We start from the raw sequence: 12,733 nt of genomic DNA, 5'->3' as shown, positions 1-12,733 counted from the left end.
TTATGAAGCTTCCGGTACTCTACGAAGATGCCTACCTGCTGGCGATTCACAAACCCGAAGGCCTGGCTGCCATTCCGGAACGGGACCCTGCACAGCCATCGGCACGGCAACTGCTGGAGACGTTTCGAGGGGAACGGCTGTTTGTCGTACACCGGCTCGACAAAGAAGCTTCAGGGGTCTTACTTTTTGCACGTACGCCTGAAGCCCATCGCTATCTAAACGCGCTGTTTGCCACGCGTCGCGTGCACAAAATCTACCGCGCACTGGTACATGGATGCGTTTCGCCGGAGCAAGGCCAAATTCAGGCCCCTATTCGGGCTTTTGGCTCGGGTCGCATGGGCGTTGACTTTCAACGCGGCAAACCTAGCGAAACGCGCTACCGCGTGCTAGCCTACGTAGGCAACGCCTATACCCTCCTGGAAGCATTGCCGCTCACAGGCCGCCGCCATCAGATTCGCGTGCACTGCTACCACTTGGGCCACCCCATCGTTGGCGACTTGCGCTATGGCGATCGGTCTAAGCAACAGGCCTTTCCTCGCCTCATGCTGCATGCCCTGACGCTACGCTTCCCCCATCCCGAAGGACCTGAGCTGGAACTGACCGCCCCCCTGCCCGAAAGTTTCCAGCACGTACTCGATGCGCTACACCCCGTTTATTAATGCCCAATGACAGGCCACTCGGCCTGGACCTCGTCGCCTTCGATGACGAAAAACCTACGCAGTAGGGGCGCCACCAGACAAGCATGGTTAGGAATCACCTGTACCCGATCTCCTACCTGTAGCGTGGCGCCTCCGCGGAAGTGAACCCAGCCATGCTCTTCAGAAAGCTGCTCCAGTGTGGCATGCGGTAAGGGCACCCGACGGGCTGGGTGATAAAGCAATACGCCATAGCCTTGCGTGCCATAGCCCTGATCGGTCGAAAGCGCCTTCTTCCCAGCATCCAGAAATAGCCACCATCCCCCACGGCCATCCGGCTTGCGGCTAACCACACGCGCCAAGACGGTCAGGGCGCAGTCCTCAAGCGTGCAGCTTCCCAAGGCGACCTGCATGGCATCGTGAAACACATAATTCCCCGGGCGAATTTCCGTAATGCGGAAGCCCCTTTGCGTACGGTTTTCGAACACGTGTGCGGTGGGCGTAGCGCCGATGCTGAGCTCAAACGCATCCGGCCTGGCCAGCCCGGCTTGCTGCAGCACAACAGCCGCGGCCAAAAGCCGATCGCGCTCCTCAGCCGCCACACGACACAGCGCTTCGCGCGGCGTTTCCCCAGCCAAGGGGCCTTGGTAGGCATGACCCGCGTGCGTAAGTAGGCCAATAAGCTTCAAACCAGGGCTTTCTTGGACAAGGCGAGCGCAGAGCTGTAAGCGATGGGCGTCATCCCAACGCACTCCCGTGCGCCCCTGGCCTGTATCGACCTCCAAAAGCACCTCGGCACGCACTTCTTGCGCTGCAAAGAAATCCGAAGCTTGGCGAATCGCCTCAGGGGTATCTAGGCAAAACGAAACGCGTGCACGCGCCATAAGGGCACGTACACGCTGGTAGCGATCGAGGCCAACCGTAGGATAGGCCAACCGAACATCTGAAAAACCTGCTGCCACAAACGCTTCGGCTTCCTCGAGGGTAGCTACCGTGAGCCCTTGTGCTCCCTGCGCCTGCTGCAGCTGCGCCAAATGGATCGACTTGTGCGTCTTGATGTGCGGGCGTAGCGCCACCCCTTGCGCCCTGGCCCGCGCTTGCATCTGCGCCACATTGCGCTCGAGGCGTTTCCGGTCAATTAAGGCAACCGGTGTAGGCAGATGCTCGAGCAGCATGGCCTGGTTTCAAGGATGCATGCGCTGGCCCACTTGTCCCATCGCGATCCGCAAGCGATTGCGGGCCCGTTCTAAAGCCGCTTCAGCTTCAGCACGCTCTTCAGCCGACTGGGCGTTATGCAGCCGGTCTAAGGCTCGCTGCTCGGCTGCTCGGGCACGCTCGACGTCAATTTCCGAAGCAGGTTCGGCTGTCTCGGCCAGCACCGTTACCCGATTGCCCAGCACCTCTACAAACCCGCCGCTGGTAGCAAATGTGATCCGCTCCCCAGAAGGGGTGGTAACGAAAAGTGGCCCAACAGTAATAGCGGCCACCATAGGCGCATGGTTATAGAGTACTTCAAAAGAACCCTCTACCCCTGGAGCCCGCACACTGAGCGCTTCGCCCCGAAAAACCCGCCGGTCTGGGGTTACGATTTCCACAAAAAGCGTCCGTGCCATCTTAGGCCTCGGCTTCTTTCAGCATGCGTTCACCCGCCTCGATAACCTCCTCAATAGTTCCGCGCAACAGGAACGCCCGTTCTGGTAGATGATCCAGTTCCCCGTCGAGAATCATCCGAAAGCCGCGAACGGTATCTTCAACCTTCACGTACTTACCCGGAATGCCAGTAAACTGTTCGGCCACAAAGAAAGGCTGACTCAAGAAGCGCTGCACGCGGCGCGCCCGATGCACAACCAGCTTGTCTTCTTCCGAAAGCTCGTCCATCCCTAGAATCGCGATGATGTCTTGCAATTCTTTATAGCGCTGCAAGATTTGCTTGACGCCTTGCGCAACGCGGTAATGCTCTTCGCCGACGATAAGCGGATCTAGAATTCGGCTGGTTGAGTCTAGCGGGTCAACGGCCGGATAGATCCCCTGGGCAGCCAGCTGACGGCTAAGCACGGTCGTTGCATCCAAGTGGGCGAAGGTGGTCGCCGGCGCAGGGTCCGTCAGGTCGTCGGCAGGCACGTAAATGGCTTGGAACGACGTGATCGCGCCGTGCTTGGTCGACGTAATGCGCTCTTGGAGCTCGCCCATCTCGGTAGCTAACGTGGGCTGGTATCCCACCGCCGAGGGCATACGCCCCAGCAGCGCGGACACTTCAGATCCTGCTTGCGTAAAGCGGAAGATGTTGTCAATAAACAACAGCACATCGCGCCCCCCCAGATCCCGGAAATACTCGGCAATGGCTAGACCGGTAAGCGCCACGCGGGCACGCGCTCCTGGCGGCTCGTTCATCTGTCCAAAAACCAGCGTGGCTTGGCTTTTGCGCAGCTCTTCAAAATCAACCTTCGACAGGTCCCAGCCGCCAGCCTCCATGGATTTCTTGAACGCCTCACCGTAGCGGATAACGTTACTTTCGAGCATTTCGCGCAGCAAGTCGTTCCCTTCACGCGTCCGCTCTCCTACGCCGGCAAAGACCGAGAGCCCTTCATGGGCCTTGGCAATATTGTTAATTAACTCCATGATCAGCACGGTCTTGCCGACGCCTGCTCCCCCAAAGAGCCCTACTTTACCGCCACGCATGACAGGCTGAATCAAGTCAATGACCTTGATACCGGTCTCGAGCATCTCAACGCGCGTGGCCAGCGCTTCAAACGGCGGAGGTGGCGAATGAATCGGGCGATAGCCCTCTGCCTTAGGCTGAGGCAGGCCGTCAATTGCCTGACCGACCACATTGAACAGGCGGCCACGAATTTCCGTCCCAATAGGCACAGCAATCGGCCGATCCAGGCTGCGCACCGGCGTACCCCGCGTCAGCCCGTCTGTCGAATCCATAGCAATGGTTCGCACCCGATTCTCACCCAAATGTTGCTCTACCTCAAGCACTAACTCGCTCCCATCCTCCCGATCGATCACTAAGGCATCATAGATCTCCGGGAGCTGTGCTTCAGGAAACTCCACGTCCACTACGGGACCAATAATCTGGACCACACGCCCCAGGGCGCGATCTGTTTTGATTTCCATGCTTCCTGTCAGCTTCGGTTAATGGCTCCTGCCCCCTAGATTGACGGGCTCAATGGAAAAAGATACAACATTCTTTCCCTTTAAAGCAGGGCGTGCAACGGCAAAGGCATCAAGATTGATCTCAAAGAATCTGGGAAATTTAGGCTTTCTTCTGCTCGTGGCAACAGGCTATGCCGTTGCACCCGTAGATGGCAGGTCGTACTTTGCGCCCAACAGACATGGAGCACCGTGCAGCATGAGACTTAATCGGTTCGTAAGCGGCTTGTTTGGGTTACTCCTTCCTGTACTCCCTGTACTCAGGCTTGCAGCACAAGTGCCGCTGCTTTCGCCAGAAGCTTTTCTGGGCTATCCCCTAGGCAGTCGCTTTACCCCCTACGCTCAGGTGGTAGCCTACGTGGAATATGTGGCCCGAACGTCGCCGCGCGTGCAGCTTCTGCGCTATGGCGAAAGCTACGAAGGCCGTCCGCTACTGCTAGCAATCCTTTCTTCGCCAGAAAACTTGGCCCGCCTTGAAACGCTACGTACCGACAACCTGCGACGGGCTGGACGGCTACCCGGCACGCCTCACCCAGAAGGCCCGGTCTTTATTTGGCTGAGCTACAACGTGCACGGCAACGAAGCGGCCAGCACCGAGGCTGCACTCCAAACGCTCTATGCCTTAGCCCATCCCGACAGCCAACGCACCGGAAGCTGGCTCCAACAGGCCGTTGTGTTCCTGGATCCCTGCCTTAATCCAGACGGGCGCGAACGCTACGTGCAGTGGTATCACCAAACCCAAGGCGTGCGGCCCGACCCTAACCCCCTGGCCCGCGAGCACCATGAACCCTGGCCTGGTGGTCGTACCAACCACTACTATTTTGACTTAAACCGCGACTGGGCCTGGGCCACGCAGCAAGAAACACAGGCACGCCTTGCCCTCTACCTACAATGGATGCCCCAGGTTCACGTGGACTTTCATGAGCAGGGGATCGAAGAACCCTATTACTTTGCCCCAGCGGCTCGACCTATTCATGCGCTTATTGCCGACTGGCAACGTGCCTTGCAGGACTCCATTGGTCGCAATCATGCCCGCTACTTCGACGCCTCTGCTCAGCTCTATTTCACCCGAGAAGTCTTCGACCTCTTTTACCCCGGCTATGGAGATACCTGGCCCTCGTTCAATGGGGCCATCGGCATGACCTACGAGCAAGGCGGTGGCGCGCGCGCTGGCCTAGCGGTTCGCCTGCCTGAAGGAGACACGCTCACGCTTGCCGCCCGCATCCGCAACCACTACATGACGGCCCTCTCCACAATTGAAGCCGCTGTCCGCCTGCGCAACGTGCTGCTTACGCAGTTTATCCACTACTTTGCCCAAGCGCAGACGCAGCCTCGAGGCCCATATCAGGCTTTTCTCCTCCGCCACACCTCTTCCTCTGACCGCCTAGAAGCCTTAACCGCGCTGCTAGACCGCCAGGGGATTCGCTACGGCACCCTCTCTCGGCCACGCCGCGTCGAAGGCATCAATTATGCGACTGGCTTGCGACAGCAGCTTGAAGCCCAACCCGGCGACCTCGTGGTCAGCGTCTACCAACCCGCCGGCGTGCTGGCACAAGTACTGTTTGACCCAGAGCCCTCGCTGCCCGACTCGCTCACCTACGACATTACCAGCTGGGCGCTCCCCTTTGCTTTTGGACTGGAAGCCTATGCCCTGACCACGCGGCTTGATCCAGATCAGCCGTGGATCTCCAGACCTATACCCTCAAACGCTCATAGCCAACCTTACGCCTACCTGGTTCGCTGGAGCGGCTTAAATACCGCTCGATTTCTTTCGGCTCTGCTTACCGCAGGCGTCAATGTACGCGTGGCTACCATACCCCTACGCCTTGGCGGCCAGCGCTTTGAAGCAGGCACGCTCATCTTAACCCGGGCAGGCAATGCCCACCTGGGATCGCACTTTGACCAAATGGTACAAGAAACTGCTGCACACTATCGCGTGCCTACTTATGCCATAGCATCCGGACTAGCTGAAGACGGCCCCGATCTAGGCTCTACCCAAATCCGCCTCATCAAGCGACCCCAGGTATACATACTGGCTGGACCACCGGCTAAGGCCACAGCCGTAGGTGAGGTATGGCATTTTTTTGAGCAGGTCCTGCACTATCCAGCCACCCTGCTCACTGCCGATCAGCTTGGTGGGCTTGTGCTCGAGGATGGCGATGTGCTTATCCTGCCCGATGGTAGCTACAGCTCACGGGCTGTTGCCATAGAACCCTTACTAGAGGGCGTACGCCGCGGAGCCCGCCTAATTGCACTGGAAGGAGCGCTGGAGTTGCTCGTTGGCCAAAAAGGCATCGCCCTAAAACGCCGAAACGAGCCAGAAGAGCGTGACCTCAAGCAGCCCTCGCTTTACCGAGAACGCGAACGCACCGTCCTTTCTCGTCAAGTACTAGGGGCAATTTATCCAACCCAGCTCGACACAACCCATCCGCTGGCTTTTGGCTTGGACAGATACTTTACGCTCAAACAACGGGCGCAATCCTATGAGCTGCTCGAGGAAGGGTGGAATGTGGCCTGGCTTGAAGCGGGTCGCCCACGTAGTGGCTTTGCAGGCTATCGCACTTCGGCCCAGCTGACCCAAACCTTGGTTGCGGGGACGCAACCTTGGGGCAAAGGATCCATCGTTTACTTTGTAGATAACCCGCTCTTTCGGGGTTTCTGGTATGCTGGCCAACTTTTATTTACCAATGCTGTGTTTTTTAGGGAGTAAAGCCTACTTCGCCCATCGCCCTTCGGCATAGCGGTCCAGCAAAAGCGTGCGGGGAGCAGGGGGGGTTGCACCAAAACGATACGCCGCAAGTAGCTCCTGGCGAAAGGTTTCGAGCTGATCGCGCTGCTGGGTATAGAGTGTGGCCAGAACATCACCAGGCGCTACAAGATCGCCTGGCTTGCGGTGGAGCACCAGGCCAGCTGTGGGATCAACCGCTTCCTCTTTAACACGACGGCCTGCACCCAAACGCACCGCCAAGCGCCCAACAGCCCGGGCGTCTAGGTCGGCTACGTAGCCCTGAGCCATCTCGGGGGCAAAAACATCACCCGCAGGTTCTGCTCCAGGGCGTCTTTCCGGATGCTCCAGCAGGCGCACATCACCGCCCTGGGCTTGTACCATGGCACAAAAACGCTCAAAGGCCCATCCTTTCATCAGCGCCTGGCGTGCCTGCTCGCGCCCAGCCGCTGGCGTTGGCGCTACACCACCCAGCCAGAGCATTTCTCCCGCTAGCACCAACGTAACCTCCAGCACATCTTCTATACCTGCACTGTCCCCTTTCAAACAACGAAGGCTTTCGACCACTTCAGGCCAGTTGCCTACTGCGCGCCCCAACGGCACATTCATATCGGTCAGCCAGGCCACTGCCGATTTGCCTGCCCGAACGGCAATGCCCACCAGCGTCTCGGCCAAGCGACGCGCATCAGCCTCGCGCTGCATAAAGGCCCCGCGACCGCATTTAACGTCAAACACAAGTGCATCGGCCCCTTCGGCAAGCTTCTTACTCAAGATTGAAGCAGCAATAAGCGGAATAGACTCCACTGTGCCCGTCACGTCGCGCAAAGCGTACAGCTTACGGTCGGCCGGCGCAATCTCATCGGTTTGCCCAATCATCACGACACCACATGTGCGGAGTTGGCGACGAAACGCGGCGATAGAAAGATCAGTGCGGAGCCCTGGGATCGATTCCAACTTGTCTAGCGTGCCTCCAGTATGCCCTAATCCCCTACCTGAAATCATCGGCACCGGTACCCCACAAGCAGCGACGAGCGGCGCCAAAATCAACGAAACCTTGTCGCCCACACCTCCCGTTGAGTGCTTGTCTACCTTGCGCCCCGGAATATCCGACAGATCCAGCACTTGGCCAGAATGCAGCATGGCTTGCGTTAGGGCATCCATCTCTGCATCGCTAAGCCCACGAAGAAAAGCCGCCATAAGAAATGCACTCATCTGATAGTCGGGGACCTTACCCCACGTGTAGGCCTCAACCAACCAGCGCATTTCTTCCGGTTGCAAACTTCCCCCATCGCGCTTTTTAATGATCAACGTAACAGCCTCGGGCATATAAGCGCGATCTACACCTTATTTAGCAGTTGGTCGGCAGCCAATACCAAAAACATAAAATGGGTAGCTCCACCGCCCATAACGTACTCCACCTGCTGCCAGAGATAAGGAAACTCCTTGAGCTCAGGGAAATCGGGACGAATTAGCGCCGTTCCTGAAACAACGCCCCCGGGAATGTAGGTCCAGTCGGCCCGATTAAATCCATAGGCTACCGTCACGGAACGCGCACCAACCCCTGAGGCAAAAGCGGCCGTATTGCGACCTGGATGCACTCCTAGCACAAAGTTTAACGCGTTGAAAACATACACCGGACTAACCAGCTCTGGAAAGGCGCGATGCAAGAAATACTGCTGCACACCGAAGCGCTGGATTTCCCATCCAGCACCCCAAATACGTGGGCGATACGGCACGCTATAGGGATTTTCTTGCTGAAGCACATCGACTTCAGCGATGTAGTGGGCTACAGCCGTGCGCACGGCTGTAGCAAAGACCGTATCGTCTATAAGCGGCAAAGCCTGCCCTACAGCCCAACCCAGATCCTCAATATGGGCAATAATCCGGTCTCGGGCAGCTAGCAAGACTTCTCGGTAGATCGGCTTCCCGGTTGTACGCAAAAGCTCAACTGCAGCAACAACGCGCTCGTCTAACCCTCGCGTAGTATCCCGCTTTTGCTGCCAAAGCGCTTCGGCAACCGTTATGCATTCATGCGCCAGCACGGGATTATACCCTTGAAGCACGCGCCCAGCAATAGCTAAAGCAGCGATGCCTTTGTACTCATGCCCGGGATGCTCTTCAGTAAATACCCAACGATCATCGGCATTAGTAACTACCCATCGGGGATCACGTGCATCGACACGCAAGGCTGAGCGCACCTGCAGGGGCGTTGCGGGATCATAGATCTGGTTATCTGTGCTCCCGGCTGGATCCCCAATGAGCACATACTGCTTAAGCGTTGGTGTAATAATTCCACGGTAAAGGCGTCCTAAAGCCCGATATCCTCCTAAAATGGTTAGAACCCCATGCTCGATCTGCTGAAGCACATCTGGTTTCCCATCGGGCTGATGAATTTGCACTAGACGACGCTCCTGGTCGATTGTAGTATTGTCGTACGTCTTCAACACTTCAAAAAGCTCATACATTGCTGCCAAAATGTATACTTCGTCGGCTTGCGACTCGATGCGCAAGTCGTCGTCCCCTGCATCATGCCATCCTCCTCGGTCTAAACCAGGAACGTGGGCACCAGGAGCATGATGGGTAAGTAGCGTTGCACCTTGGACATATCCATCGAAATGGTTCGTGTCCGGTGGTGCCATACGTGCATCATCCAAATGACAGGCTCCGTGCCATAGGCGATATTGCTCTTCAACCCGCATATGGCACATTTGCACGGGCAGGAAAAATTCTAATGTGGGCTGCCAAACGTCGCGTTGGTATACATCAGGAGCTATCCGAAAAGGATGGGTTCGCCGGCCTCGAAATTCGAGCACATACAGCCCTGCCCGCGTAACTCGACTAAAATCGAACTGGGCATACCGGTAGCGCAAGAATTGCCCTTTCCAGGGCTGAGGTGGACCCGCTAGCACCTCTTCGACCCCTCCCTGCTCGGTAAGACGCAAAAGACGCACGGTTCCTTCCAGGCTATCCCGGGCATCTAGCTCCAAAACAGCCACTTTAGGCTGAGCCGGATGGTAACCCACTTGCGAAACCTGAATCACCGGCTCATAACGCCATCCCGCAAGCACGTGTGGCCGCAACACCCATTCGACCGCTCTTTGCGCAGCGCCAGCAGCAAAGGTCGTGCGTACCACAAACCAGCCATTGTTGTGCTGGACGCGCCCATCGTAGAGCGCTAGCTCTCCCGTCAAGCTTTCTATCTCTAGTCGAAGGGCTTCATTATCCGGCGCGATAACGAGCCGCCGCCCTACAGCCAACGGCAAGGCCTCTACCTCCCCAAACGCGTTGACCTGAACCGGCCCATGGGGCTGCCGAGGGAAAATACCTGCCGTGCTGTCCATGTACCATCCATGGCCAAAAAGCGCGCCAGGGAACAACTCCAAGTTAAATCCAACGCGACCTGCCCATGCTTCCGGAAGAGGAGCATCCAAATCCACTCCAATACGCACCCCTTCAGCCTCGCCCCGCACCCAAACACGATACGAAAGCTTTAGGTCGGGATAAAAGATCGGGTTAAAACCCTTTCGATGCTGGGCCGTATCTGGATAGGCTAGATAAGCTACAATTTCATTTTGCGCTCGGTGCACTTCGCGTCGAAGAAGCCGCGGGACAGGCTGCCATTGTCCGGGAGTGGCTTCTAGGCGCACATCGCCGTTGGCCGCTACGCGCTCGCCATGCTGAATAAGCGTCACGCCGCTTTGATGTCCTTCTGGGTAGAAATCTTGGAATACCATAACGCTTATCCCCTCGCGCTCGAAATACCCCCGCTCGTTCAGCACAAACCCCGACTGCTGGCTATAAGCTGCTCCTTTCGGCAGCATCCAAACAACCCAGAGACAAAGGATCGCGTTGCGCATCATAAACAAGAAGGATCTGTTCGCTAAACCCAAAATGCACATTCATGGCCAAAGGTGCAATCCTCTGCCCAAAGCTAAGACATCGACAAAAACAAAAAAGGGCTGCTCATCGAGAGCAGCCCCTCTGGAAGCTTAGCCAAAAGAGCCTACTTACCCTTCTTGATGCCCTCCGAAGTAATGGTGCCGTAACGGCGCATAAACTTCTCTACCCGGCCAGCGCGGTCAACGTACTGCCGCACACCCGTATAGAAAGGATGATTCGTTGCGTCCACATCGGAAACGTAAACTGGGCCTGGTAGCGTTGAGCGAATCTGAAACTCACTGCCATCGGCCAGCCGCACAGTGATCAATTTGTATTCAGGATGCAGGCCTTTTTTCATGGCAACCCCTGTCCGCGTTTGCTTTGCCTTGAAGGCAGGGTAACGCTCATACAACCTCACAGTTCCATCTCAAAAGCTTTGCCAGCCGCCTTAGGTATAAAGTTCCGCCCCCTTTTCGACAAACTCCCGGGCTTTTTGCCGCAGCCCTTCCTCGATAAGCTGCTGGGCTTCAACGCCTTGCTGCTCCGCCATGGCGCGAATTTCTTCGGTGATTTTCATGGAGCAAAACTTAGGACCGCACATGGAGCAGAAGTGGGCCAGCTTAGCACCTTCAGCGGGTAGCGTCTCGTCGTGATAGGCTCGCGCCCGCTCTGGATCAAGCGACAGATTAAACTGGTCTTCCCAGCGAAACTCAAAACGGGCCTTGGAGAGCGCGTTGTCCCAGTACTGCGCACCTGGATGGCCCTTGGCCAAATCGGCCGCGTGGGCCGCAATCTTGTAGGCAATGACGCCCTCGCGCACATCGTTCTTATTCGGCAAGCCCAGATGCTCTTTAGGCGTGACGTAGCAGAGCATGGCGGCACCAAACCAACCGATCATCGCAGCACCAATGGCCGAGGTGATGTGGTCGTAAGCTGGGGCAATATCGGTTACCAGCGGCCCTAACGTGTAAAAGGGGGCTTCATAACACTCGGCCAGCTCCCGGTCTACATTCTCCTTGATCAGATGCATGGGAATGTGGCCTGGACCTTCGATCATCACCTGCACATCGTACTTCCAGGCAATCTGGGTCAGCTCACCCAAGGTCTTGAGCTCGGCAAACTGGGCCTCATCATTGGCATCTTGAATAGAGCCCGGACGCAATCCATCACCCAAACTGATCGAGACATCGTACTGCCGCAAAATGGCGCAAATTTCCTCAAAGTGCGTGTAGAGAAAGTTCTCTTTGTGGTGGGCCAAACACCACTTGGCCATAATCGATCCGCCCCGCGAGACAATGCCCGTCCGGCGATAAGCAGTGAGGGGAATATAGGCCAGTCGAACGCCTGCATGGATGGTCATGTAATCGACGCCTTGCTCGCACTGCTCAATAAGCGTATCCCGAAAGATTTCCCAGGTAAGTTCTTCGGGCTTGCCGCCCACCTTTTCCAGCGCCTGGTAGATCGGAACGGTCCCGATAGGCACTGGACTGTTGCGCAGAATCCACTCGCGGGTTTCGTGAATGTTCTTGCCCGTCGAGAGGTCCATCACGGTATCCGCTCCCCAGTAAATCGCCCAAAGGAGTTTCTCTACCTCTTCGTCAATCGAACTGGAGACAGCCGAAGTGCCAATATTTGCGTTGATCTTAACCAGGAAGTTGCGGCCGATAATCATCGGCTCGCACTCCGGGTGGTTCACGTTGCAGGGGATGATGGCTCGCCCTCGGGCCACTTCATCGCGCACAAACTCGGGCGTTATCACCGGTGGAATTTGTGCTCCCCAAGCCTGCCCCGGATGTTGAAAAGCAAGCGACCAGCGGTCGCCCAAAGCCGCCTGAAGTTCGATAAGCCGTTCGCGCCGCATGTTTTCCCGGATGGCGACAAACTCCATCTCGGGGGTAATGATGCCCTGCCGGGCGTAATGCATTTGGGTAACGGCCGCACCGTTTTTGCCCCGCAGCGGCCGGCGACGAACGCCCGGCCAGCGATGCACCTTGCCGCGCAGCTCGGCTTGCTGGCGTTCCGCCTCATTCCGGTAACCGTCGTCGATCGGTTGAACCGGCCGTCCTTCGTATTCCTCTACATCCCCGCGCGCCTCAATCCAGGGACGCCTTAGGGGCGGCAGCCCCTGCCGAATGTCCCCGTGAAAGTCCGGATCTCCCCAAGGACCTCGCGTATCGTAAAGCAAGACCGGCGCGTTCGGCTCCAAGCGACCATCAGGCAGCCGCGTTGGCGACAGGTGCACCTCTTTGAAGGGAACGCGCAGTTCAGGATAACGATATCCGGACACGTACACGCGCCGAATAGCCTGCGGTGGTTGTGGCATCATAACGCCCTCCTG

General features: G+C 57.2%; 9 protein-coding genes. 2 read left to right on the top strand and 7 right to left on the bottom strand.

All coding sequences use genetic code 11. From position 1 onward, the window contains the following. The first annotated feature begins 2 nt into the window (after positions 1–2). Positions 3–659: an RluA family pseudouridine synthase gene (locus tag J8E65_RS02320; protein ID WP_210373768.1), complete on the top strand. Its 657-nt coding sequence runs from the start codon at positions 3–5 to the stop codon at positions 657–659. Here the strand turns inward: J8E65_RS02320 and J8E65_RS02315 are convergent. From J8E65_RS02315 to atpD, 3 genes are read right to left on the bottom strand one after another with little or no spacing between them, the layout of a single operon-like run. Beyond that, positions 656–1,810: an alanine racemase gene (locus tag J8E65_RS02315; protein ID WP_210373767.1), complete on the bottom strand. Its 1,155-nt coding sequence runs from the start codon at positions 1,808–1,810 to the stop codon at positions 656–658. The genes J8E65_RS02320 and J8E65_RS02315 overlap by 4 nt on opposite strands. 9 nt (positions 1,811–1,819) lie before the next feature. Continuing rightward, positions 1,820–2,248, bottom strand: coding sequence for a F0F1 ATP synthase subunit epsilon (locus J8E65_RS02310; protein WP_210373766.1), 429 nt, complete (start codon positions 2,246–2,248; stop codon positions 1,820–1,822). 1 nt (position 2,249) lies between these two features. After that, positions 2,250–3,755, bottom strand: coding sequence for a F0F1 ATP synthase subunit beta (gene atpD, locus J8E65_RS02305; protein WP_210373765.1), 1,506 nt, complete (start codon positions 3,753–3,755; stop codon positions 2,250–2,252). 235 nt (positions 3,756–3,990) lie between these two features. Here atpD and J8E65_RS02300 point away from each other — a divergent pair, with 235 nt between their 5' ends. After that, positions 3,991–6,501: a M14 metallopeptidase family protein gene (locus tag J8E65_RS02300; protein WP_210373764.1), complete on the top strand. Its 2,511-nt coding sequence runs from the start codon at positions 3,991–3,993 to the stop codon at positions 6,499–6,501. A 3-nt stretch (positions 6,502–6,504) separates the two neighbouring features. On the opposite strand, the gene J8E65_RS02295 is transcribed toward J8E65_RS02300, so the two are convergent. The 4 genes from J8E65_RS02295 to thiC all read right to left on the bottom strand — a co-directional run bounded on the left by J8E65_RS02295 (position 6,505) and on the right by thiC (position 12,721). Continuing rightward, complete coding sequence (locus J8E65_RS02295) at positions 6,505–7,842, bottom strand: thymidine phosphorylase (protein WP_210373763.1); 1,338 nt, start codon at positions 7,840–7,842, stop codon at positions 6,505–6,507. Between the two features lie 11 nt (positions 7,843–7,853). Beyond that, complete coding sequence (locus J8E65_RS02290) at positions 7,854–10,373, bottom strand: glycoside hydrolase family 9 protein (protein ID WP_210374047.1); 2,520 nt, start codon at positions 10,371–10,373, stop codon at positions 7,854–7,856. 146 nt (positions 10,374–10,519) lie between these two features. Beyond that, positions 10,520–10,753: a 50S ribosomal protein L31 gene (gene rpmE / locus J8E65_RS02285; RefSeq protein ID WP_210373762.1), complete on the bottom strand. Its 234-nt coding sequence runs from the start codon at positions 10,751–10,753 to the stop codon at positions 10,520–10,522. Between the two features lie 90 nt (positions 10,754–10,843). Continuing rightward, positions 10,844–12,721, bottom strand: a complete 1,878-nt coding sequence (thiC, locus tag J8E65_RS02280) for a phosphomethylpyrimidine synthase ThiC (RefSeq protein WP_210373761.1) — start codon at positions 12,719–12,721, stop codon at positions 10,844–10,846. Positions 12,722–12,733: the final 12 nt, after the last annotated feature.

This window comes from Rhodothermus bifroesti (assembly GCF_017908595.1).
In the GTDB taxonomy this organism is placed as follows: Bacteria; Bacteroidota; Rhodothermia; order Rhodothermales; family Rhodothermaceae; genus Rhodothermus; species Rhodothermus bifroesti.
This window is presented reverse-complemented; position numbering and strand designations above follow the sequence as displayed.

What these genes read in the sequence shown, in the direction of transcription:
- J8E65_RS02320 (WP_210373768.1), top strand. Translation starts at nt 3, where the DNA reads ATGAAGCTTCCGGTACTCTACGAAGATGCCTACCTGCTGGCGATTCAC.
- J8E65_RS02290 (WP_210374047.1), bottom strand. Translation starts at nt 10,373, where the DNA reads ATGCGCAACGCGATCCTTTGTCTCTGGGTTGTTTGGATGCTGCCGAAA.
- atpD (WP_210373765.1), bottom strand. Translation starts at nt 3,755, where the DNA reads ATGGAAATCAAAACAGATCGCGCCCTGGGGCGTGTGGTCCAGATTATT.
- thiC (WP_210373761.1), bottom strand. Translation starts at nt 12,721, where the DNA reads ATGATGCCACAACCACCGCAGGCTATTCGGCGCGTGTACGTGTCCGGA.
- J8E65_RS02310 (WP_210373766.1), bottom strand. Translation starts at nt 2,248, where the DNA reads ATGGCACGGACGCTTTTTGTGGAAATCGTAACCCCAGACCGGCGGGTT.
- J8E65_RS02300 (WP_210373764.1), top strand. Translation starts at nt 3,991, where the DNA reads ATGAGACTTAATCGGTTCGTAAGCGGCTTGTTTGGGTTACTCCTTCCT.
- rpmE (WP_210373762.1), bottom strand. Translation starts at nt 10,753, where the DNA reads ATGAAAAAAGGCCTGCATCCTGAATACAAATTGATCACTGTGCGGCTG.
- J8E65_RS02315 (WP_210373767.1), bottom strand. Translation starts at nt 1,810, where the DNA reads ATGCTGCTCGAGCATCTGCCTACACCGGTTGCCTTAATTGACCGGAAA.
- J8E65_RS02295 (WP_210373763.1), bottom strand. Translation starts at nt 7,842, where the DNA reads ATGCCCGAGGCTGTTACGTTGATCATTAAAAAGCGCGATGGGGGAAGT.